Consider the following 21710-nt stretch of genomic DNA (forward strand, 5'->3'; position numbering starts at 1 on the left):
GAACTCAAAGACAGCAAAATCGCGGACATAAAAAAGCCTCCCGGTCCCTCAGGGGACGCTGGGAGGCCAAGGCATCAACGAAACTTAGTGGTTGACGGCGTCCTTCAGACCCTTGCCAGCCTTGAAGGAAGGCAGCTTGGAGGCAGCGATCTTGATCTCCGCACCGGTCTGCGGGTTGCGGCCGGTACGGGCCTCACGCTCGCGGACCAGGAAAGTGCCAAAGCCCACCAGGGTGACCTGCTCGCCTTTCTTCAGGGCGTCGGTCACGGCGGCGACGAAACCATCCACGGCACGTGCGGCGGCGGCCTTGGAGATGTCGGCGGACTGGGCAACGGCGTCGATCAGTTCGGATTTGTTCATGGTCGTATGAATCCTTTGAGGCGTTGTGCTTGCGGGTGGTAGACCAACCCCATGCCAGGTACCCGGCCCGGCTGGGTCGCCCCCGGCCCCCGCAGCTGGCCTGGGCCGCATGCTGACGGGTTTTGCCGGAACTGTGAGGTTTATAACAAGGCCCCCCGGGGACGTCAACGCCCACCGGGCTTATGCCTCGATCAGTGAGGCAGGGGAGCCTCCCCCTTGCGCGCACGCCCCCGGCGCCCAGTCGTCCCCTCCGCGACGACCGGCGGCACCATGCCTTCGTCCCGCGGGCGCGGCTTCTCGGCGAGGGCGATATCCAGCACTTGGTCGACCCATTTGACCGGGCGAATGTCCAGCTTCGCCTGGACGTTCTTCGGGATCTCGACCAGGTCCTTGCGGTTCTCCTCCGGGATGATGACCGTGCGGATGCCGCCACGGTGGGCCGCGAGCAGCTTCTCCTTCACTCCGCCGATCGGCAGGACCTCACCGCGCAGGGTGATCTCGCCGGTCATCGCCACGTCGGCACGCACCGGGATGCCGGTCAGGGCGGAGACCAGCGCGGTGCACATGGCGATGCCCGCACTCGGGCCGTCCTTGGGCGTGGCGCCCTCCGGCACGTGGATGTGGATGTCCTTCTTCTCGTGGAAGTCGGGTTCGAGCCCGAGCTGCTCAGCACGCGCGCGCACCACGGTCATCGCCGCCTGAATGGACTCCTGCATCACCTCCCCAAGCTGGCCGGTGTAGGTCAGCTTGCCCTTGCCGGGCACCACGGCAGTCTCGATGGTCAAAAGGTCGCCCCCCACCTCGGTCCAGGCCAAGCCATTGACCTGGCCGACCTGGTTCTGCTCCTGCGCCTTCTCGAAGCTGAAGCGGCGCACGCCGAGGTACTTGTCGAGGTTCTTCGGCGTGACCTTGATGGCCCCCTTCGCCTTGGCCTTGCTGCCCGCCATGAGGATCTCCTTGACCACCTTGCGGCAGATCTTGGAGATCTCGCGCTCGAGGTTGCGCACCCCCGCCTCGCGGGTGTAATAGCGCACGATGTCGCGCAGGGCATCCTCGCTGAGGGTGAGCTCGCCCTCGGCCAGGCCGTTGTTCTTCATCTGCTTGGGCACGAGGTAACGCTGGGCGATGTTGACCTTCTCATCCTCGGTGTAACCGGCCAGGCGGATCACCTCCATCCTATCGAGCAGGGGCCCTGGGATGTTCAGGCTGTTCGCGGTGGCGATGAACATGACCTCGGAGAGGTCAATGTCGACCTCCATGTAGTGGTCGCCGAAGGTGCTGTTCTGCTCGGGATCGAGCACCTCGAGCATGGCCGAGGCCGGGTCGCCACGGAAGTCGTGCGCCATCTTGTCGATCTCGTCCAGCAGGATCAGTGGGTTCTTGCTGCCCACCTTGGCCAGGGTCTGCACGATCTTGCCCGGCATGGAGCCGATGTAGGTGCGTCGGTGTCCGCGGATTTCCGCCTCATCGCGCACACCGCCCAGGGCGATGCGGGCGAACTTGCGGTTGGTGGCCTTGGCGATCGACTGGCCGAGCGAGGTCTTGCCCACCCCCGGCGGGCCGACCAGGCAGAGGATCGGGCCCTTGAGCGCCTTCACCCGCTGCTGCACGGCGAGGTACTCGAGGATGCGTTCCTTGACCTTCTCCAGGCCGTAGTGGTCAGCCTCCAGCACCTGCTCGGCGAGGCTGATGTCGTTGCGCACCTTGTTGCGCTTCTTCCACGGCACCTGCAGCAGCCAGTCGAGGTAATTGCGCACCACCGTCGCCTCGGCCGACATGGGCGACATCATCTTCAGCTTGTTCAGCTCGGCGCGGGCCTTGTCACGCGCCTCTTTCGGCATGCCGGATTTCTCGATCCGGCGCTCGAGCTCCTCGAGTTCGCTCGGTCCCTCCTCCATCTCACCCAGTTCCTTCTGGATCGCTTTCATCTGCTCGTTGAGGTAGTACTCGCGCTGGCTCTTCTCCATCTGCTGTTTGACCCGGCCGCGGATACGCTTCTCCACCTGCAGAAGGTCGACCTCGGCCTCGATCAGGGCCATGAGGTGCTCCATGCGCTCGGCGATGCCGGTCATCTCCAGGATGCGCTGCTTCTCGTCGAGGCGCAGGGGCATGTGGGCGGCGATGGTGTCGGCCAGGCGCGAGGGGTCGTCGATGCCGGCCAGCGAGGTGAGGATCTCGGGCGGAATCTTCTTGTTGAGCTTGACGTAGTTCTCGAACTGGCCGAGCAGGGTGCGCATGTGCACCTCGAGCTCGCGCTCGTCCTCAATCACCTGCTCAGGCAGGGGCATGATCTGCGCGGTGAAGTAGGTCTCCAGCGCGTACAGCTGCTCCACGCGCACGCGCTCGCCCCCCTCGACCAGCACCTTGACGGTGCCATCGGGCAACTTCAGCAGCTGCAGGATCTGCGCCAGGGTGCCGATGGCGTGCAGTTCGTCGCGCCCTGGCTCGTCCACGTCGGCGCTCTTCTGCGCCACCAGCAGGATCTGCTTGTTGGCCTGCACGGCAGCCTCAAGGGCGGCAATGGACTTCTCCCGGCCGACGAACAGCGGGATAACCATGTGCGGATAGACCACCACGTCGCGCAGCGGCAGCACCGGCACGACGCGCGGCTGACCTTCGATGATCTCGGATTGGATTTCAGTGTGCGGCATAGTGTCCTCAACGCGGCTCAAGGCCGCTTCATGGTTCAGGACTTAAGGGCAGGCAGGCCCATTTGCAAGACCCGCCCCACACCATCCTGCATGCTGCGGGGCGGACGGACTTACTCGGAGGCCGCGCGCGGCAGCTCGCTGTTCTCGAACACGAGGTAAGGCTGGGCCTCGCCCTGGATGACGGCCTCATCGACCACGACTTTCTGCAGATGCGGCAGGGAAGGCAGGTCGTACATCGTATCGAGCAGGGTGTGCTCGAGGATGGTGCGCAGGCCGCGCGCGCCGGTCTTGCGCTGCATCGCCTTGTGGGCGATGGCGGTGAGGGCGTCCGGGCGGAACTCGAGCTGGACATCCTCCATCTCGAACAGCTTGGCAAACTGCTTGGTCAGCGCGTTCTTCGGTTCGGTCAGGATGCGCACCAGCGCCGCCTCGTCGAGCTCGTCCAGGGTGGCGACCACCGGCAGGCGGCCCACCAGTTCGGGGATCAGGCCGTAGCGGACCAGGTCCTCGGCCTCCACGTCCTGGAACAGCTCGGAGAGGTTGCGCGTATCTTCCTTGCTCTTCACCTCGGCGGCGAAGCCGATGCCGCCCTTCTCCGCACGACGGCGGATGATCTTGTCCAGCCCCTCGAACGCCCCGCCGCAGATGAACAGGATGTTGGAGGTGTCCACGTGCAGGTATTCCTGCTGCGGATGCTTGCGCCCGCCGGAGGGCGGCACGGCCGCCACGGTGCCCTCGATCATCTTCAGCAGCGCCTGCTGCACGCCCTCACCCGACACGTCGCGGGTGATCGAGGGGTTGTCGCCCTTGCGGGTGATCTTGTCGATCTCGTCGAGGTAGATGATGCCGGTCTGCGCCTTCTCCACGTCGTAATCGCACTTCTGCAGCAGCTTGTGGATGATGCTCTCCACATCCTCGCCCACGTAACCGGCCTCGGTCAGGGTGGTGGCATCAGCAATGGCGAACGGCACGTTGAGGATGCGCGCCAGGGTCTCGGCCAGCAGGGTCTTGCCGGAACCGGTCGGGCCGATCAGGAGGATGTTGCTCTTGCCGATCTCGACCTCATCACCCTTGCCCTTCTTGCCGGCAAGTTCAAGGCGCTTGTAATGGTTGTATACCGCCACCGCCAGCGCCTTCTTGGCCTGGGCCTGACCGATGACGTATTCATCGAGCGTGGCGCGGATCTCGTGCGGGGTCGGCAGCTTGCGGCTCGAGGGTTCGCTGGACTCCTGCAGTTCCTCGCGCAGGATGTCGTTGCACAGTTCGACGCACTCGTCGCAAATGTAGACGGACGGCCCGGCAATCAGCTTGCGCACTTCGTCCTGGCTCTTGCCGCAGAACGAGCAGTACAGGGTATCGCGGGGGCGATCGTCGTTTTTCTTTGCCATCAAGCCAATCTCAGACAGTCATACAAAAACAACCTTGCCCGGTTTGGGCAGGGCATGCAAGCCTTCAAGGGCTAGGGAAAGGCGGTAATACCCATCCCGGCCTTCGCAGGAGCGGCGGCCTCGCCGCGATGATTCCCATCGGCCCGGGGCGGGCCTCCTACCCCACCCAAGCTGCACTCGGGGGGGATTGCTCTGCGGCAACACCAAGGCGGATCAAGCCTTCCCGAGGTTATGCCTTTCAGCGCTTCTCCAGCACCTTGTCCACTAGCCCGTAGGCGGCGGCCTGCTGGGCGTCCATGAAGTTGTCGCGGTCGGTGTCCTGCTCGACACGCTCGACCGGCTGGCCGGTGTGGAAGGCCAACAGTTCGTTCATGCGCTGGCGGGTCTTGATGATCTCCTCGGCGTGGATCTTGATGTCCGAGGCCTGACCGCGGAACCCGCCCAGCGGCTGGTGGATCATCACGCGTGCGTTCGGCAGGCAGTAACGCTTGCCTGGCGCACCGCCGGCGAGCAGGAAGGCGCCCATGCTGGCCGCCTGACCGATACACAGGGTGCTGACGTCCGGCTTGATGAACTGCATGGTGTCGTAGATCGCCATGCCGGAGGTGATCACGCCGCCCGGCGAGTTGATGTACAGGTGGATGTCCTTGTCCGGGTTTTCCGACTCGAGGAACAACAGCTGGGCCACCACCAGGTTGGCCATGTGGTCTTCGATCTCGCCCACGATGAAGATCACCCGCTCCTTGAGCAGGCGCGAATAGATGTCATAGGCACGCTCGCCCCGGGCACTCTGCTCAACCACCATCGGCACAAGGCCGAGCATCTGCGGGTCCGGGTTCTGGGCGGCATAGGGGGGGAGGATCATCGGATGGTTCTCTGTGTGCGTGTTGACGGAATGGGGGCCGCACGGCCCGTTTTCAACGCAGTGTGACACAAACCCCAGAAAGCAACGAGGCGGCCGGAGCCGCCTCGTTCGTTCACCGGGCCGTTCAGGACGCCGGTTTGACGACCTCGTCGAAGCTCATCGGCTTATCGGTCACCTTGGCCTTGGCGAGCACGTGCTCGACGACCAGATCTTCGGCAGCCAGGGCTTCGAGGTTCTGCATCAGCTCGGGGTGGCTCTTGTAGTACACCTTGACCTCGGCCGGGTCCTCGTAGCTTGCCGCGATGTCGTCCAGCAGGGCGTCCACGCGGGCGGCATCGACCGTGAGCTTCTCGCTCTTGACCAGCTCGGCCACCAGCAGGCCCAGCTTGACCCGACGCTCGGCCTCGGGCTTGAAGATGTCGAGCGGCAGCTGGTCAGCCTTGGCGCCACGCATCTGCTGGCTGAACTGCTGACGCACACGCTGCGCCTCCTCCTCGACCAGGGCCTGGGGCAGCGGAACCTCGTTGGCCGCCAGCAGACCGTCCATCACCTGCTGCTTGACACGGCGCTTGATGGACTGGGCCAGCTCGCGCTCCATGTTCTTGCGCACCTCACCGCGCAGCGCCTCGACCCCGCCCTCCTTCACGCCAAAGGCGGCGCAGAAGGCGTCGTCGATCTCGGGCAGCACGGGTTCGGCCACGCTCTTGACGGTGACGTCGAAGTTGGCCTTCTTGCCGGCCAGATGCTCGGCGTGATAGTCCTCAGGGAAGGTCACCTCGATGGTCTTGGACTCGCCGGCCTTCATGCCGACGATCGGACCCTCGAAGTCCTTCAGCAGCATGCCCTTGCCCAGCTCGACCGGCATGTCCTGGGCGGAGCCGCCATCGAACGGCTCGCCGTCGATGCTGCCCTTGAAGTCCACGATCACGCGGTCACCCTCGGCCGCGGCACGCTCGACGGTGTTGTAGGTGACGCGTTGCTTGCGCAGGTTCTCGATCATCGCATCGATCTCGGCCTCGCCGATCTCCGCCTTGGGGCGCTCGATGGCGATCGCGGACAGGTCGGCCAGGGTGATCTCCGGATAGACCTCGATCTCGGCCACATAACGCAGGCCTTCGCCAGCGATCATGTCGACCTCGGTGATGCGCGGGCCGCCGGCCGGGCGCAGCTTCTGCTCGGTCACGGCACTCACGTAGGTGCGCTGGATCAGGTCACCCACCACTTCGTCACGCGCCTGCTCGCCGTAACGCTGGCGCACAACCGGCAGCGGGGCCTTGCCCGGGCGGAAGCCATCCATGCGCACACGGCGGGCGAGATCCTTCAGGCGCTGTTCGACCGCCTCATCCACCTGGGCGGCGGGTACCTGGACCGACAGGCGGCGCAGCAGGCCCTCGGCGGTTTCCAACGTCACTTGCATGTCGTACACCTCAATAATCAGACAAATTCTTCAGGGTTCATTCGATCAGTGCGCCCGGAAGGCAAGCCGCCCTTCGTGCGCATGAAAATCCTTGCTATGCGGAAAGGCCGGGGCCGAGCCCCCTTGCGACGCGGGCACCCAGACCGCCCAGACTGACAAAAAAGCCAGAAATTACAACGAGTTCCGCAATAAACACCGGCTTTCCCGAGCTAACACGGAAAAGTGGCAGGGGCGAATGATACATGAAGCGGTTGGAGAGGGGTATTTGACGGCCCGCGCCGGGCCTGCCTCAGTCGCGCCGCCTGAAAGGGATCACGTGCCCGGGCTTGCCCGTCCGGCAGGAAGGAAGGCGCCCGTTGAGGACGGGGACGAACTCGTCGTAGAACATCCGCAGCATCATCCGCGAGATCCGGATGCATGCCCCGAGCGGATTGCCGGACAGGCGCCTCTGGGCATCCACCTGGAATTGCAGGCCCCGCAAGCGCTGCTGGACCCGGGGGGAGCTGGAGCGAATGAGCCGCTCGATGACCTGCGCGCGACGCCGCTCGAAGGCCTCAGGATCGCTCCTGGCGAGCCGCGCCCAGTCATCGAAATCGAACCTGGTGAGACCACCCATGCTCGTCCTCCTGGGGGCGCTTCCCCGTGAACGGACCAAGGAGCATCTTTGAGATAGTCCTGAACATAGACCATCCACGCGAACATGCCACGCGCGCGGCAATGCGGCAAGGAGGACTGGAAAAGGGGATTCGGGTGAGGCCCGGCGGAGGCCGGCTGGTTCGGTGGTGCGAAAGGAGGGACTCGAACCCTCACGCCTTGCGGCGCTGGAACCTAAATCCAGTGCGTCTACCAATTCCGCCACTTTCGCCCGGCTGGATGACATGCGTGGGCATCGCATGTACAGCGGGGGCGTCAATGTACCACATCCCCCGACCATGGACACCCGAAGCAGCGGACAATTGACCCGCATGCAGCTAAATGACAGGGTAGAGACGATTTCAGTCCAAGGATGCAAGCATGCCCGAGCGACTCACGGCCGACGCCCTCTATCAGCCGGCAGATTTTGGCGACCTCGCCTTCGCCAGCACCGACGAGCTGCAGGATTTCGAAGGGCTGCTCGGTCAGCCACGCGCGGTCCAGGCGATCGAGGTGGCCTTTGGCGTGCGCCAACCGGGCTTCAACCTGTATGCCATGGGCCGTGGAGGCTTGGGCAAGCACAGTGCCCTGCGCGGCACCATGCTCGAGAAGGCCGCCGAAGCCCCGCCGGCGCGCGACTGGTGCTATGTCCAGGACTTCGATGACCCCCAGCGTCCGCGTGCCCTGTCCCTGCCGGCTGGCATGGCCATCCGCCTGCGCGCCGACCTCGACCAGCTGATCCAGGACCTGCTCACCGTGGTCCCACGCAGCTTCGCCTCGGGCGAATACCCGCAGGAGAAGCAGCGGATCGAGGAGCGCTTCGAGCAGCGGCGCAAGCTGGCGCTGGTCAGCCTCGGCGAGGCGGCCGAGCAGGATGGTATCGTCATCCTCGACACGCCCACCGGCTACACCCTCGCCCCGCTGGCGGACGGCAAGCCGATGCCGCAGGAGGTCTTCAACCAGCTGCCGGAGGACGAAAAGAAGCGCCTCGACGCGTTGCTCGAGAAGCACCGCAAGGCCCTGCTGAGCCTGCTGCGGGAGGACGTGCCGATCTGGTACAAGGAGACCCTCGAGCAGCTGCGTACCCTCAAGGAGAAGACCATCGGCGCGACCATCGAGCGCCTGGTCGCCGACATCCGCGCCCACTACGGCGAAGTGCCCGACGTCGTGGCGCATCTCGAGGCCCTGCAGCAGGACGCCATCGCCAACATGGGCGACATCCTCGGCGCCGAGGACGGACCGGACGAGGATGCGCTGGAGCGTTACCGCGTCAACGTGCTGGTGAGCAACGACCCGCACGGCGGAGCACCGCTGATCGAGGAGCTCAACCCCAGCCACGTCAACCTGATCGGCCGCATCGAGCACATCGTGCACATGGGCACGCTGGTCACCAACTTCACCCTCATCCGGCCTGGGGCCCTGCACCGCGCCAATGGCGGCTACCTGCTGCTCGACGCGCACAAGGTGCTGACCTCGCCCTACGCCTGGGAGGGGCTCAAATCCGCCCTGCAGGCGCGCGAGATCCGTATCCAGTCACTCGAGCAGGCCCTGGGACTCGTCAGCACGGTCAGCCTCGAGCCCGTGCCCATTCCGCTCGACGTGAAGGTGATCCTGGTCGGCGAACCGCTGCTCTACTACCTGCTGAGCGAGTACGACCCCGAATTTCCCGCCCTGTTCAAGCTCAACGCCGATTTTGCCGACGACTTCGAGCGCACGCCGGAAAACACCGCGCTGTATGCCCGCCTGATCGCGACCCTGGTGCGCCGCGAAGGCCTGCGGCCGGTCAGCCGCGACGCCCTCGGCCGGCTGATCGAGCAGGCCAGCCGCGACGCGGGCGATGCCCACCGCCTGAGCCTGCACATGCGTGGCATCCTCGACCTGTTGCGCGAGGCTCACTTCTACGCCGAAGAGGATGGCACGGCAGCCATCGACCGTGCCCAGGTGGAACGCGCCATCGCCGCGCGCATCTTCCGCGCCGACCGCTACCGCGAGGGGGTGCTGCGCGCCATCCGTGAGCATGAGCTGCGCCTGGTGGTTGAAGGGGGGGCCGTCGGCCAGGTCAACGGCCTCTCGGTGGTCGAACTCGGGGAGACCCTCATCGGCCGTCCCTCACGCATCACCGCCACGGTGCGCCTTGGTGAAGGCGACGTGATCGACATCGAACGCGAGGTGGAACTCGGCGGGGCCATCCACTCCAAGGGGGTGATGATCCTCGGCTCCTTCCTCGGCGAGCGCTACGCGCGCACCACCCCGCTGTCGATCCGCGCAAGCCTGGCCTTCGAACAATCCTACGGCCCGGTGGAGGGCGACTCCGCCTCGGTGGCGGAACTGTGCGCCCTGCTCTCCGCCATCGCCCGGATGCCGCTCTCCCAAGCCCTGGCAGTCACCGGCTCGGTCAACCAGCACGGCGAGGTGCAGGCGGTGGGCGGCATCAACGAGAAGATCGAGGGTTTCTTCGACGCCTGCCAAGTCCTCGGCCCCCGCCCCGAGCAGGGCGTGATCATCCCGCGCAGCAACGTCCATCACCTCATGCTGCGCGCCGACGTGGTGGCTGCGGTGCGCGAGGGACGCTTTACCATCCATGCCGCGGACACGGTGGACGAGGTGATGGCCCTGCTGTCCGGCCTACCGGCCGGCGAGGCGGACGCGGCCGGGCACTTCCCGCCGGAGAGCGTCAACGGCCGCATCCAGGCGGGGCTTGCGCAGTTCGTCGACGTGCAGAAGCGCCTCGCACGCGAGATGCACGGCGAGCCGCCCCCGGGGGATGGGAGCCGGCAGGAAGATAATGATGGCTGAGGCCGGCCTGACCCCGCAGCTGCGCGCCCAGCTGGACTGCATCGTCGCCCGCGTGTCCACCGCCTTGCTCGGCAAGCAGGACCGCATCCGCCTGGCCTTGACCGCCCTGCTCGCAGGCGGCCATGTGCTCCTGGAGGACATCCCCGGGGTGGGCAAGACCACCCTCGCCAACGCCCTGGCGCACGCCCTCGGCCTGCACGCCCGGCGCGTGCAGTTCACCAGCGACCTGTTGCCCGCCGACCTCATCGGCGCCTCCATCTTCCAGCCTTCGACGGGTGACTTCCGCTTCCAACCCGGACCGATCTTCACCGAGGTGCTGCTCGCTGACGAGATCAACCGCGCCAGTCCCAAGGCGCAGAGCGCCCTGCTGGAGGCGATGGAGGAACGCCAGATCAGCGTGGACGGGATCAGTCACCCCCTGCCCGAGCCGTTCTTCGTCATCGCCACCCAGAACCCGATCGAGCAGCAGGGCGTCTATCCGCTGCCCGAATCGCAACTCGACCGCTTCCTGCTGCGTCTCTCCCTCGGCTATCCGGAACGCGCGGCGGAGCGGCAGATGCTCCTGCAGGGCACCACCCGGCCGACCGCGCAGGGCCTCGCCCCCTGCCTGGACAGTGTCAGCCTGCGCCATCTGCGTACCGTGGTGCACACGGTGCACGTCGGCCCGCTGGTACTCGACCACCTGCTCGACCTGCTCACCGCATCGCGCCTGCCGGGGATATTCGCCCAAGGCCTCTCGCCGCGCGCCGGCCTCGGCTGGCTTGCGGCCGCGCGCGCCTGGGCCCTGCTGCACGGCCGCATGCACGTCGAGCCGGAGGATGTACGCCAACTTGCCCCGTATGTCACCGGCCACCGCCTGCACTTCACCGCCCCCGCCCTGCTGCACGGTGGCCTGACCGCCGCCGGCTGGCTGCTGGAACGGGTATCCTCCCCCGACTGATGCCTCTCCGCCTGCGCCTTGAGCCGCTCGCCTGGCCTTTCCTCGGCCTGCTCGCCGTGCTCATCATCGGCTCGGCGCAGTACGCCAGCAACCTCGGCTTTTTCTTCAGCTTCTGGCTCGCCGCCACCGCTGTCCTCGGCCTGCTCGCCACCCGCCGCCACCTGCTCCGGCTCGAGGTGCGGACCCTGCACGTCGACTCGGGCTTCGAGGAGGAGCCCCTGCGGCTTACCCTCGAACTTCGGGGCGAGGACGGCACGGTGGTCGAGGCTGCCTTCCGGGAGGACTCCACGGGTGCCGCGATCCCCGCGCCGGAGGGCGCGAGGCTCGTCCTCGACCTGCCCCCCCGGGGCCGCGGCACACATCTTTCACCACCGCTGCGCCTCATCATGCGCGACCCGCTCGGCCTGGTGCGGCTGGAACGCGACCAGCCGCTTGGACGGCGCTACTGGGTCTACCCGACGCCCAGCGGGGATCGCCCCCTACCGCCCCCTGCGGGGCATGACAACCGTGGCGGACAGGACGATTTCACCGGCCTGAAGGCCTACCAGCCCGGGGACAGCCCCGCGCGCATCCACTGGCGCGCGCTGGCACGCGGCGGTGAGTTGCAGACTAAGCAGTTCGGCGGCGAGTCACGGCCGCACGGCCCGAGGGTGCTGGACGAGGAGCGGCTCAGCGATCTTCCGCGCGAGGCCCGCCTGCGCCAGCTCGCCGCCTGGGTGCTGGCCTGCGAGGCGGCCGGCGAGCCCTACGCCCTGCGCCTTGGGCACAGCGCCCCCCTCCCCCGCGGTCTGGGTGCGGAGCACCGCACGCGGGCGCTGCGCCTCTTGGCGGAGGCCCCTCCGGCATGAAGCACGCCAGCACCCCGCTCCCCCCGGCGCTGAAGGCCCGCCTGCTCGGTGTGCTCTCCTTGGTGCTGCTGCCCCACGCCCTGCACCTGGCGCCCTGGATCAGCCTGCTCGCCGCCCTGGGGCTGCTGTGGCACGCCTTCCACCTGCGCTCCGGTGCCCCCCTGCCCCATCGTGCCATCCTAGCCGCCCTGCTCCTGGCGGGCACGGCCGTGGTCTGGCTCACGCACGGCGGGATCTTCGGCCGCGACGGCGGGGTGAGCTTCCTCGTCCTGCTCACCGTGCTCAAGCTGCTCGAATCCCGCACGCGCCGGGACGGCGGCCTGCTCGGCCTGCTCGGGTTATTCCTGCTCCTGACCCTGTTCCTGTTCGACCAGGGGCCGCTGACCGCGCTCTGGGCGCTCGGCGCCTTCGCCCTCCTGCTCGGCCTGCTGGGGGATCTGGCCTCCCCGCTTGAACCGCCCCCCCTGCGCCGCCGCCTGCAGGGCCTCGCCCCCACCCTGGGGCTCGCCCTGCCCATCGCGCTGCTGCTGTTTGTGTTCGTGCCCCGCCCGGCGGCACCGCTGTTCGGCCTGCCGCAGGCCGACCGGGCCGTCACTGGCCTGTCGGACAGCCTCGCCCCCGGCACCATCACCGACCTGTCCCGCTCAGAGGCGGTTGCCTTCCGCGCCACCTTCGCGGGCGCGGAACCCGCACGCGAGCAGCTCTACTGGCGCGGCCCGGTGTTCTGGCACTACGACGGCCGCCGCTGGGCCCGCCTGCCCGACCTGCCCCGCCCGGAGGCGCTGACCATGGAGCCGGGCGAGGGTCTTTTGGAATACAGCCTGATGCTCGAGCCGCAGGGCAGCGCCATCCTGCCGGCGCTGGACATCCCCGTCGAGGCGCCCGAGGGGACCCGGCTTTTGCTCGACCACGACCTGCGCTTCAACCGCCCGCAGGAAACCCGCCGCCTGCTGACCCTGCGCGCCGCGCCCCATGCCAGGCTCGACCCCGACCTGCCCGAGGGCCTGCGGCGGCAAGCCCTGCAATTACCCGAGGGCGAAAATCCCTTGCTGCACGACCTGGGCACGGGTTGGCAGAAGCTCGAACCGCGCGAACGCATCGAGGCCGCGCTGCACCTGTTCCGCGCCCAGGGCTTTCGCTACACCCTGCGCCCCCCGCCCCTGCCGGAGCAGGATGGCATGGATGCCTTTCTGTTCGATACCCGCGCCGGCTTCTGCGAGCACTACGCCAGCGCCTTCGTCCTTTTGATGCGTGCCGCGGGCCTGCCCGCGCGGGTGGTCACCGGCTACCAGGGCGGCGAGCGTCATCCGGACGGCTATTGGCTCGTGCGGCAGGGCGACGCCCATGCCTGGGCCGAGGTGTGGATCAAGGGCGAAGGCTGGCTGAGGGTGGACCCCACGGAGGCCATTGCCCCAGAGCGGATCGAGTCCGGGCTCGCAGCCGCCGTGCCGGAAACGGTGGGGGAGCTGCCCGCGGCCCTGCGGCGCGACTTCGGTTTCCTGCACCGTGCCAGGCTGCGGCTCGATGGCGTGGAGAACCGCTGGAATCGCTGGGTGCTCGGCTTCGACCGCGCCGACCAGCGCGCCCTGCTCGATCGGCTCGGCTGGAAGGGTGACCTGCGGCTCGGCCTGTGGGGGGCCTTGGGGATCGGTCTTGGGTTGCTGGCGATCATGGCCCTGGCCGCAGGCCGCTGGCGGCGAACCCGCATGGCACCAGCGCAACGTCTTTGGGCAAGGTTCGAGCGGGCCTTGGGCACCATGGGCGTGTCACGCCAACCCGGCGAAGGCCCCCGCGCCCTCGCCCGGCGCATCGCCCGCGAACAGCCCGAACTGGCCCAGGCCTGCGCCGGGTTCATCGAGGCCTACCTGCACTGGCGCCATGCCCCGGCCGGCGTCGCGCAGGCGGCGGTGGAACAGGCGCTGCGCAGCGCCGAACGAGCGATCAGGGCCACAGCCCAGGTGCAGAAATGACGAGGCCCCGGCAGGACCGGGGCCTCGTCGGGGGCTGCCGGATCGCCGCGGCACGCGGCGACGGCTCAGCCCTGTGGTTGGTGCTTGCTCTGGTAGTCCGCAATCGCGGCGGCGATGGCATCCTCCGCCAGCACCGAGCAGTGGATCTTCACCGGTGGCAGCTCCAGCTCCTCGGCGATGTCCTTGTTGCGGATCTTTTTCGCCTCCTCCAGGGTCTTGCCCTTCACCATCTCGGTGACCAGGGAGCTTGAGGCAATCGCCGAGCCGCAGCCGTAGGTCTTGAACTTGGCGTCCTCGATGATGCCCTGCGCGTTGACCTTGATCTGCAGACGCATCACATCGCCGCAGGCGGGCGCGCCGACCATGCCGGTGCCGACGCTCGGATCATCCTTGTCCAGGCTGCCGACGTTGCGCGGGTTTTCGTAGTGGTCGATGACTTTGTCGGTGTATGCCATGGCATGAATCTCCCGTAATCAGTGATGGACCCATTCGACCTTGGAGAGGTCAATGCCGTCCTTGTACATCTCCCACAGCGGGGAGAGGTCGCGCAGCTTGCCGACCGCCTTGCGAATGAGATCGATGGTGTAATCGATCTCCTCCACCGTCGTGTAGCGGCCGATGGAGAAGCGGATGGAGCTGTGCGCAAGCTCGTCGCTGCGCCCCAGGGCGCGCAGCACATAGCTCGGCTCGAGGCTCGCGGAGGTGCAGGCGGAGCCGGAGGATACGGCGATGTCCTTGAGCGCCATGATCAGCGACTCGCCTTCGACGAAGTTGAAGCTGACGTTGAGGTTGTGCGGCACGCGGTGCGTGAGGTCGCCGTTGACGTAGACCTCCTCCATGTCCTTGATGCCGTTCCACAGCCGGTCACGCAGCATGCGGATGCGCTCGTTCTCGGCCGCCATCTCCTGCCCCGCGATGCGGAAGGCCTCGCCCATGCCGACGATCTGGTGCACGGCGAGGGTACCGGAGCGCATGCCGCGCTCGTGCCCGCCGCCGTGCATCTGCGCCTCGACGCGGACGCGCGGCTTGCGTCGCACGTACAGCGCACCGATGCCCTTCGGGCCGTAGGTCTTGTGGGCAGAGAAGCTCATCAGGTCGACCGGCAGGTTGGCGAGGTCGATCGCCACCTTCCCCGTGGCCTGCGCGGCATCGACGTGGAAGATCACGCCCTTTGCGCGGCAGATGGCGCCCAGCTTTTCGATGTCCTGGATCACGCCGATCTCGTTGTTGACGAACATGACCGAGGCCAGCACGGTGTCCTCGCGCAGGGCGGCGGCGAACTTGTCCGCATCGACCAGGCCATTTGGCTCGGGATCGAGGTAGGTCACCTCATAGCCCTCGCGCTCCAGCGCCCGGCAGGTGTCGATCACCGCCTTGTGCTCGGTGCTGATGGTCACGATGTGGCGACCCTTCTTCTTGTAAAACTCGGCCGCGCCCTTGATCGCGAGGTTGTTGGACTCGGTGGCCCCGGAGGTCCATACGATCTCCTTCGGATCAGCCCCGACCAGTGCCGCGACCTGCTCGCGCGCCTCCTCCACCGCCCTCTCGGCCTTCCAGCCGAAGCTGTGGGAACGCGAGGCCGGATTGCCGAACACCCCCTCGCGGGTCAGGCAGGCACACATCTTCTCGGCGACGCGCTCATCCACCGGCGTGGTGGCGCTGTAGTCCAGGTAGATCGGCAGTTTCAGGGTCATCACAACATTCCCTAATTTACGGACTTATCTCGTCAGCCCACCGCGCGCAGCTCAACGCCGGTGCGGGTCGCGCGGCGGGCGCTGGCGGGCACCTGCTGGGCGCGCACGAAATCACTCAAGCTCATGTGAGCCAGGAAATCGTACAGCCGCTTGCTGAAGTCGTGCCACATGTCGTGCGCCTCGCTGCGCGAACCCGGACGGTAGGCGGCAAAGAAACGCTCACGCTCGGCGGGGGTGCGATCTTCCACCGCATCCATCACCTGCGCAATGCTGATCTCGTCGGGGCTTGCAGCCAGACAGTAGCCGCCGCCGGGACCGCGCACGCCGTTCACCAGGCCGTGCTTGCGCAGGCGCGAGAACAGCTGCTCCAGATAGGACAGGGACATACCCTGCGTCTGGGCGATGTCGGACAGGGTCACGGGACCGCGGCCATGATGGGCGGCAAGGTGCATCATGGCGGTGATGGCGTGACGGGCTTTGGTCGAGACTCTCATGGGCGCGCCTCCATAATTCTTGATTGTTTCACTCAGGAAAGTAATCTTCCCGAGCAAATTAGTCAAGAATTCCTTGGAAAGGTTCAACCCGACGAAGCCTCAATACGCTGCTGACGATGCAAGAGGTAACGCAGCCACTTGTACAGAAAGCGGTTGAGGCGCCAGCGCACATCCAGGCAGCGCTCCCCCACCTGTCCCTGGGCACTGCAGTCCCTTCCGCGCAGCCGCCCGGCCACCGCCTCCGCCACGCGCGCATCGTGGTAGACGCGCACCTGGAGGTCCGGGGCCTCCCTCACCCCGCCATCCTCACAGGGGAGACGGTAAAACAAACGCACCACGGTCGTAAAACGACCCTGCTCGAGCACCTCCACATGCAAGGGCAACCCCTCCCCGCCCTGCGAGGCCAGCGTGCCGGACAGCCCAGCCATGTCCGGCATCAGGCGCCGCATGAGCATGAAGTTCGTCTCATACAGCTCCATCAGCGCGGCGAAGCTGCGCAGGGGCGGAGCGGGCATGGTGGTGGCGAGGGGCTGGTATTTCATGATGGCGCGCATCATAACAGCCCAGGGGGATGGCGGTGAGGACACCCGCGCGGGCGCCACGTCGTCCAAGGCCGGCCATGTTAGAATGCGGCCTACGTCCCCGTAGCTCAGCTGGATAGAGCGGTCCCCTCCTAAGGGACAGGCCACAGGTTCGACTCCTGTCGGGGACACCACCCCTCCCCTCATTGCCACAACCTGCGCTGTCGCCCCCGATTCCCCCCGCGCATCGCGCACCCGGCCGAGGACTGCTTTCTGTCCAACCACCCTGCAGGGATACAATCGGCGGATATCTCCGAAGGCACCTCCCACCATGCGGCTTTTCGGCTTACCTCCTCCTCCCGGCCACACACGCCGGACATCCGCCCAAGCCATCGCCGCACTGATCCTGCTGGCCACCCTCCAGGCATGGCCGCTTTCCGGCGCCGCCGAGCCATTGCGACTGCAGCTGCGCTGGCTGCACCAGTTCCAGTTCGCCGGCTATTACATGGCCTTGGAGAAGGGGTTCTACCAGCAGGCAGGACTGGACGTCGAAATCCTGGAGGGCGGCCCCGAACGGCTCAAGCCCATCGACGCCCTGCTGCAAGGCAAGACCGATTTTGCCGTGACCGGCAGCGGCGTGGTCATCGAGCGCATGGCGGGCAAGCCCGTGGTCGCACTGGCGGCCATCATGCAGACCTCGCCCCTGGTCTGGATCGTCCGGGCCGACTCCGGCATCTACACGCCCGCGGATCTCGCCGGTAAGCGGCTTATGGTCCTGCCCGCGCCGGAGAGCGCCGAACTGCTGATGATGATGCGGCGCGAGGGCATGGATCCCCGCAGGCTGAACATCCAGCTCACAAGCTTCAACCCCGACGACCTGATCCAGGGGAACACCGACGCCTTCAACGGTTATGTCTCCAACGAGCCCTGGTTGCTGAACGAAAGGGGCGTGGCCTACCGCATCATCAACCCCCGCGACTACGGCGTTAACTTCTACAACGACGTGCTCGTCACGCGGGAGGCACTGATCCGGGAGCGGCCGGAGACGGTCGACGCCTTCACCCAGGCCAGCCTGCGCGGCTGGGAATACGCGCTCTCCCATATCGAGGAATCGATCCAGCTGATCCACGAGCGCTACGCCCCGAACAAGAGCCTGGAGCACCTGCGCTTCGAGGCCCACGAAATCGCCAGACTGGTCATGCCCGAACTGATCCAACTCGGGCACATGAATCCGGGGCGCTGGGAGACCATCGCGAGCAATTACGTGGAACTTGGCATGTCGCCCGGCCCGGTGAATCTGGCCGGATTCCTGCGTACCCCGCATGCGACGCCGGACTACGGCCTGTTCTACCGGCTTGCCGGCCTGGCCTTCCTGGCGCTGCTCGCGATCGGCGCGATCACCCTGCGCTTCGCCCGACTCAACCGCGCCCTGCGCGAGGAGATGCGCCGCAGGAAGGGCGCCGAGGAAAAGCTTCAGCAGAGCTTGGAGGCATCGCAGCGGCTGGCGAACACCGATCCGCTGACTGGCCTGTGGAACCGCATGTATTTCGAGAGCATCGCCGAGGGCGAGATCACGCGCTCCAGGCGCTATCACTATCCGCTCTCCCTGATCTTCATCGATGCCGACCACTTCAAGCAGATCAACGATCGTTACGGACACGCCACCGGGGACCACGTCCTGCGCGCCCTCAGCCAGAGGATCGCGGACAAGCTGCGCGATTCCGACACGTTCTGCCGCTGGGGCGGCGAGGAATTCCTCATCCTCGCGCCGCACACCTCGCTCGAGCATGCCGCGGACATGGCCGAGCACCTGCGGGCCATGGTTGCCGGGAGCCCCGTCCTCGAAGACACCCCCGTCACCATCAGCGCAGGTGTCGCCAGCCTCGGCCTCGGCGACACGCTGGATGACCTCGTGCACGCCGCCGACCAGGCGCTCTACCGCGCCAAGACCCACGGCCGCAACCGCGTCGAAACGCACCATCCGCCCGCGGCCTCCCCCGGCGACTGAAACCTGGGAAGGCGCGGCGTGCCTTGTCTGCTCCCTGCCGTCAGGGCGCGGGATTCGGATAGCGCAAGTGGACCTGCTCGATCTCGGCCAGGACGTCCTCGGGCAGCGTCATGCCCGCCGCGCCGAGGTTGGTCCTGAGCTGGTCCAGCGAGGTGGCGCCGATGATGGTGGCGCCCACGAAGCGGCGCGTGGCGACGAAGGCGATGGCCATCCGGGCCGGATCCAGCCCCGCCTCGCGGGCGATGCGCAGGTACTCGCGCACCGCGGGCATGACGTTCGGCTTGGCGTAGCGCCTGCCGAAGCCCGGGAAGAGATTCAGGCGTCCCGCCGCCTGCGGGTCGGCGAGGTACTTGCCGGTCAGGGCACCGAAGGCGAGCGGGCTGTAGGCGAGCAGCGGCACTTCGAGGTGATGGCAGACCTCCGCCAGCCCCGTCTCGAAGGTGCGGTTGAGCAGGTGGTAGGCGTTCTGGATCGTGGCGATGCGCGGCAGGCCGTGCTCCGAGGCAAGGCGCATGAACTCGCCCAACCCCCAGGGGGTCTCGTTGCTCAGGCCGATGTGGCGCACCTTGCCCTCGCGCACGAAGCCCGCCAGGGTCTCCAGCTGGGTGCGGATGGGGATGGTCTCCCGCTCGCGCGAGGCGTCGTAGCTGCTCTCGCCGAACATCGGCACGTAGCGGTCGGGCCAGTGGATCTGGTAGAGATCGACGTAATCGGTGCGCAGGCGGCGCAGACTGCCCTCCAGCGCCTCGCGCAGGTGCTCCGGACTGATGCGCGGGCCGCCGCGGATCCAGTCGTAGCCGCGCGCAGGGCCAGTGACCTTGGTGGCGAGCACGACGCGATCGCGAGCCTGTCGTGCGAGCCAGCTGCCGACATAGGACTCGGTGCGTCCCTGGGTCTCAGCGCGCGGGGGGACGGGGTACATCTCGGCCACGTCGATAAAGTTCACCCCATGCGCGACAGCGAGGTCGAGCTGGGCGTGCGCCTCCGCCTCGGTGTTCTGCTCGCCGAAGGTCATGGTGCCGAGGCAGAACTCGGACACGCGCAGGTCGGTGGTGCCGAGCGGCCGAATGTTCATTGTGCTTCCTCCTTTTGCCTGGCGCACTTGCCCAGACGCTCGGTCAGCCACAGCAGCCAAGCCCCGCCCACGAACAAGGGCAGCACCGCCAGCATGCCGATGCGGTGGTCGCTGCTGGCAAGCGTCAGCGCCCCCACCAGGATCGGTCCGAACAGGGCGGCGAACTTGCCGAGCATATTGTAGAAGGCGAAAAACTCCCCCTCGCGCCCGGGAGGCGTCAGGCGGGCGAAGTAGGCGCGGCTCAGTGCCTGCACCCCGCCCTGGACCAGCCCGACCCCGACCGCCAGCAGGTAGAACTCCAGCGCGCTGTCCATGCGCGTGGCCCACAACAGGATCAGGACATAGGCCGCGAGCCCCGCGAAGATGGCGCGCGCCATGCCGATGCGGCCAGCCAGTTTGCCGTAGAGCAAGGTCGCGGGAAAGCCGACGAACTGGACGATGAGCAGGGCGAGGATCAACCCGTCGGAAGGCAGGCCGATGGACAGGCCGTAGTCGACGGCCATGCGGATGATGGTATCGACCCCGTCGATGTACAGCCAGTAGGCGACGAGGAAGGTCAGCGCGCGCGGCTCGGCGCGCAAATGGTGCCAGCTTGCCCGCCACTGGCCGAGGCTCGCCCGCATGGCATCGGCTACCTGCGGCCTGCTCACCGGACCATGCTCCACAACCCGCCGCATCAGTGGCAGGCTGAACAGCAGCCACCACAGACCGGTCAGCAGGAAACTCAGGCTGACCGCCTGCGTCGCATCCGTCAGCCCGAACCAGCCCGGCTGCAGCGTCATGCCGACGCACAGGGCAAACACCACCCCGCCACCGAGATAGCCGAGCGCGAAGCCGCGCGAGGACACCGGGCCAAACTGATCGGGCTCGGCCACCGCCGGCAGCAGGGCATCGTAGGCGATGTTGGAGGCCATGAAGGCGAGGCTCGCTACCCCGTACAGGATCAGGGCCCACACCCAGGCACCTGCAGGCAAGAGCCACAGCGCCCCCGTCGCCCCGGCACCGAGCAGGGTGAACTGGAACAGGATCCGCTTGCGCCAGCCGAGGGCATCCGCCAGTCCCCCGACCATCGGCGCCATCAGGATGAGCACGAGGCTGGCCAGCGTCATCGTCAGGCCGAGCCAGAAGGTGCTCTCGGGCGTGGGCAGCGAGCCTGCCCAGAACTGCTTGAAGAACAGGGGGAAGAAGCCGGCCATCACCACGGTGGCGAAGGCGGAATTGGCCCAGTCGTACAGGGCCCAGGCCGTAGCGGGGGAAAGGCGGGACATGCGACGCTCCATGCTGGAACTCGTACAATACCGCAACACGATCAGGCCGTTGCAGACCATGACCTTCCGTACCGCCCTTGCCGCCCTACCCCTTGCCCTCCTGCTCGCCGCCTGCGGCACGGCTGAACCGCCGGCCGAGGCAACGCACAACCTGCCCTGGCAGGTTGAGATCCTGCCCGGCGGGCAGAGCCGCGTGTTCGGGATCGTCCCGGGGCAGACCACCCTGCTGGAGGCCAAGCGCATCCTGGACAAGAAGGGTGACATCAACCTGTTCAAGTCAGCCGATGGCACCCTGAGCGTGGAGCTGTTCTATGGCAAGACCCGGCTCGGTTTTCTGGATGCCTACCTCATTGCCGAAGCCCAAGGCAGCCAAGAACAGCTCCAGTCCATGCTCGAACGCGCCTCTAAGCCCCAGGCCCAGCCGAGCGGGGCCTGGCGCTACGACCTTGCGGTGGAAGACATCCGTGCCCTGCAAGACTGGCCGATCCGTTCACTGACCTACATCCCCGCAGCCGTGCAGTTCGACGCCGCCTTCCTGGAAAAGCACTTCGGTGCGCCGACAGAAAGACGCCCCATCGACGAAGGCCGCGAATACTGGCTCTACCCGGACAAGGGGCTGGTGGTGATGCTGGCCGACAAGGAACGGGAGATCCTGCAGTACGTCGCTCCCGCCGATTTTGGCCGCCTGAAGGAGCAGATCAGCCGCGAGAAACCGCGCTCGATCTTTGACTGATGAACCACACGGGGAGAAAACCCGGCAACCTCGCCGCGAGAATCGCCGG

General features: G+C 66.9%; 18 protein-coding genes and 2 tRNA genes. 7 read left to right on the top strand and 13 right to left on the bottom strand.

What is annotated here, in order from left to right:
* Positions 1–84: 84 nt before the first annotated feature.
* The 7 genes from V6D91_RS07760 to V6D91_RS07790 all read right to left on the bottom strand — a co-directional run bounded on the left by V6D91_RS07760 (position 85) and on the right by V6D91_RS07790 (position 7546).
* Complete coding sequence (locus V6D91_RS07760; protein WP_347319273.1) at positions 85–360, bottom strand: HU family DNA-binding protein; 276 nt, start codon at positions 358–360, stop codon at positions 85–87.
* Positions 361–551: 191 nt separating this feature from the next.
* On the bottom strand, positions 552–3011 hold the full coding sequence (lon, locus tag V6D91_RS07765; RefSeq protein ID WP_347319274.1) for an endopeptidase La: 2460 nt from the start codon (positions 3009–3011) through the stop codon (positions 552–554).
* A 110-nt stretch (positions 3012–3121) separates the two neighbouring features.
* Positions 3122–4399: an ATP-dependent Clp protease ATP-binding subunit ClpX gene (gene clpX / locus V6D91_RS07770; RefSeq protein ID WP_347319276.1), complete on the bottom strand. Its 1278-nt coding sequence runs from the start codon at positions 4397–4399 to the stop codon at positions 3122–3124.
* A 238-nt stretch (positions 4400–4637) separates the two neighbouring features.
* Entirely contained in the window at positions 4638–5264 is a 627-nt protein-coding gene (gene clpP / locus V6D91_RS07775) for an ATP-dependent Clp endopeptidase proteolytic subunit ClpP (protein ID WP_347319278.1), read from the bottom strand.
* A 124-nt stretch (positions 5265–5388) separates the two neighbouring features.
* A complete protein-coding gene (gene tig, locus V6D91_RS07780) occupies positions 5389–6681 on the bottom strand; it encodes a trigger factor (RefSeq protein WP_347319280.1) in 1293 nt (430 codons plus the stop codon).
* Positions 6682–6970: 289 nt separating this feature from the next.
* Positions 6971–7297 carry a DUF3135 domain-containing protein gene (locus V6D91_RS07785; protein WP_347319282.1) on the bottom strand — a complete coding sequence of 109 codons (327 nt, stop codon included), beginning with the start codon at positions 7295–7297 and terminating at the stop codon, positions 6971–6973.
* Positions 7298–7461: 164 nt separating this feature from the next.
* Positions 7462–7546, bottom strand: a tRNA-Leu gene (locus V6D91_RS07790).
* Positions 7547–7695: 149 nt separating this feature from the next.
* On the opposite strand from V6D91_RS07790, the gene V6D91_RS07795 reads away from it, so the two are divergent.
* The 4 genes from V6D91_RS07795 to V6D91_RS07810 are packed head-to-tail and all read left to right on the top strand — an operon-like array spanning position 7696 to position 13868.
* Entirely contained in the window at positions 7696–10110 is a 2415-nt protein-coding gene (locus tag V6D91_RS07795; protein WP_347319284.1) for an AAA family ATPase, read from the top strand.
* A complete protein-coding gene (locus V6D91_RS07800; RefSeq protein ID WP_347319286.1) occupies positions 10103–11050 on the top strand; it encodes an AAA family ATPase in 948 nt (315 codons plus the stop codon). The genes V6D91_RS07795 and V6D91_RS07800 overlap by 8 nt, the downstream gene beginning before the upstream one ends.
* A complete protein-coding gene (locus tag V6D91_RS07805) occupies positions 11050–11898 on the top strand; it encodes a DUF58 domain-containing protein (RefSeq protein WP_347319288.1) in 849 nt (282 codons plus the stop codon). The genes V6D91_RS07800 and V6D91_RS07805 overlap by 1 nt, the downstream gene beginning before the upstream one ends.
* The gene (locus tag V6D91_RS07810; RefSeq protein ID WP_347319289.1) at positions 11895–13868 is read left to right on the top strand and encodes a DUF3488 and transglutaminase-like domain-containing protein; all 1974 of its coding nucleotides are present in this window, start codon (positions 11895–11897) and stop codon (positions 13866–13868) included. Before V6D91_RS07805 ends, V6D91_RS07810 begins: the two co-directional genes overlap by 4 nt.
* Before the next feature lie 65 nt (positions 13869–13933).
* Here the strand turns inward: V6D91_RS07810 and iscU are convergent, their stop codons facing one another.
* The 4 genes from iscU to V6D91_RS07830 all read right to left on the bottom strand — a co-directional run bounded on the left by iscU (position 13934) and on the right by V6D91_RS07830 (position 16598).
* Complete coding sequence (iscU, locus tag V6D91_RS07815; RefSeq protein WP_347319290.1) at positions 13934–14323, bottom strand: Fe-S cluster assembly scaffold IscU; 390 nt, start codon at positions 14321–14323, stop codon at positions 13934–13936.
* A gap of 18 nt (positions 14324–14341) precedes the next feature.
* Positions 14342–15565, bottom strand: a complete 1224-nt coding sequence (locus tag V6D91_RS07820) for an IscS subfamily cysteine desulfurase (RefSeq protein WP_347319291.1) — start codon at positions 15563–15565, stop codon at positions 14342–14344.
* A 29-nt stretch (positions 15566–15594) separates the two neighbouring features.
* Entirely contained in the window at positions 15595–16056 is a 462-nt protein-coding gene (locus tag V6D91_RS07825) for an Rrf2 family transcriptional regulator (protein ID WP_347319292.1), read from the bottom strand.
* A gap of 83 nt (positions 16057–16139) precedes the next feature.
* The gene (locus tag V6D91_RS07830; protein ID WP_347319294.1) at positions 16140–16598 is read right to left on the bottom strand and encodes a DUF1249 domain-containing protein; all 459 of its coding nucleotides are present in this window, start codon (positions 16596–16598) and stop codon (positions 16140–16142) included.
* Between the two features lie 96 nt (positions 16599–16694).
* Here V6D91_RS07830 and V6D91_RS07835 point away from each other — a divergent pair.
* Both V6D91_RS07835 and V6D91_RS07840 read left to right on the top strand, forming a co-directional pair.
* Positions 16695–16771: transfer RNA gene (locus V6D91_RS07835), tRNA-Arg, on the top strand.
* Between the two features lie 137 nt (positions 16772–16908).
* The gene (locus tag V6D91_RS07840; RefSeq protein WP_347319296.1) at positions 16909–18585 is read left to right on the top strand and encodes a GGDEF domain-containing protein; all 1677 of its coding nucleotides are present in this window, start codon (positions 16909–16911) and stop codon (positions 18583–18585) included.
* Between the two features lie 40 nt (positions 18586–18625).
* Here the strand turns inward: V6D91_RS07840 and V6D91_RS07845 are convergent, their stop codons facing one another.
* The gene (locus tag V6D91_RS07845; protein WP_347319298.1) at positions 18626–19660 is read right to left on the bottom strand and encodes an NADP(H)-dependent aldo-keto reductase; all 1035 of its coding nucleotides are present in this window, start codon (positions 19658–19660) and stop codon (positions 18626–18628) included.
* Positions 19657–20928 carry an MFS transporter gene (locus tag V6D91_RS07850; RefSeq protein ID WP_347319300.1) on the bottom strand — a complete coding sequence of 424 codons (1272 nt, stop codon included), beginning with the start codon at positions 20926–20928 and terminating at the stop codon, positions 19657–19659. The genes V6D91_RS07845 and V6D91_RS07850 overlap by 4 nt, the downstream gene beginning before the upstream one ends.
* On the opposite strand from V6D91_RS07850, the gene V6D91_RS07855 reads away from it, so the two are divergent.
* Positions 20927–21661, top strand: a complete 735-nt coding sequence (locus V6D91_RS07855) for a hypothetical protein (protein WP_347319301.1) — start codon at positions 20927–20929, stop codon at positions 21659–21661. The two genes, V6D91_RS07850 and V6D91_RS07855, sit on opposite strands and share 2 nt — an antisense overlap.
* The last annotated feature ends 49 nt before the right edge of the window (positions 21662–21710 follow it).

Origin of the sequence: Thiofaba sp. EF100 (assembly GCF_039822285.1) — a bacterium.
Taxonomy (GTDB): Bacteria; Pseudomonadota; Gammaproteobacteria; order Halothiobacillales; family Halothiobacillaceae; genus Thiofaba.

Bases quoted from the DNA above. Each gene is read 5' to 3' on its own strand.
- V6D91_RS07760 (WP_347319273.1), bottom strand. From the start codon at position 360: ATGAACAAATCCGAACTGATCGACGCCGTTGCCCAGTCCGCCGACATC.
- lon (WP_347319274.1), bottom strand. From the start codon at position 3,011: ATGCCGCACACTGAAATCCAATCCGAGATCATCGAAGGTCAGCCGCGC.
- clpX (WP_347319276.1), bottom strand. From the start codon at position 4,399: ATGGCAAAGAAAAACGACGATCGCCCCCGCGATACCCTGTACTGCTCG.
- clpP (WP_347319278.1), bottom strand. From the start codon at position 5,264: ATGATCCTCCCCCCCTATGCCGCCCAGAACCCGGACCCGCAGATGCTC.
- tig (WP_347319280.1), bottom strand. From the start codon at position 6,681: ATGCAAGTGACGTTGGAAACCGCCGAGGGCCTGCTGCGCCGCCTGTCG.
- V6D91_RS07785 (WP_347319282.1), bottom strand. From the start codon at position 7,297: ATGGGTGGTCTCACCAGGTTCGATTTCGATGACTGGGCGCGGCTCGCC.
- V6D91_RS07795 (WP_347319284.1), top strand. From the start codon at position 7,696: ATGCCCGAGCGACTCACGGCCGACGCCCTCTATCAGCCGGCAGATTTT.
- V6D91_RS07800 (WP_347319286.1), top strand. From the start codon at position 10,103: ATGGCTGAGGCCGGCCTGACCCCGCAGCTGCGCGCCCAGCTGGACTGC.
- V6D91_RS07805 (WP_347319288.1), top strand. From the start codon at position 11,050: ATGCCTCTCCGCCTGCGCCTTGAGCCGCTCGCCTGGCCTTTCCTCGGC.
- V6D91_RS07810 (WP_347319289.1), top strand. From the start codon at position 11,895: ATGAAGCACGCCAGCACCCCGCTCCCCCCGGCGCTGAAGGCCCGCCTG.
- iscU (WP_347319290.1), bottom strand. From the start codon at position 14,323: ATGGCATACACCGACAAAGTCATCGACCACTACGAAAACCCGCGCAAC.
- V6D91_RS07825 (WP_347319292.1), bottom strand. From the start codon at position 16,056: ATGAGAGTCTCGACCAAAGCCCGTCACGCCATCACCGCCATGATGCAC.
- V6D91_RS07830 (WP_347319294.1), bottom strand. From the start codon at position 16,598: ATGAAATACCAGCCCCTCGCCACCACCATGCCCGCTCCGCCCCTGCGC.
- V6D91_RS07840 (WP_347319296.1), top strand. From the start codon at position 16,909: ATGCGGCTTTTCGGCTTACCTCCTCCTCCCGGCCACACACGCCGGACA.
- V6D91_RS07845 (WP_347319298.1), bottom strand. From the start codon at position 19,660: ATGAACATTCGGCCGCTCGGCACCACCGACCTGCGCGTGTCCGAGTTC.
- V6D91_RS07855 (WP_347319301.1), top strand. From the start codon at position 20,927: ATGCGACGCTCCATGCTGGAACTCGTACAATACCGCAACACGATCAGG.
- V6D91_RS07850 (WP_347319300.1), bottom strand. From the start codon at position 20,928: ATGTCCCGCCTTTCCCCCGCTACGGCCTGGGCCCTGTACGACTGGGCC.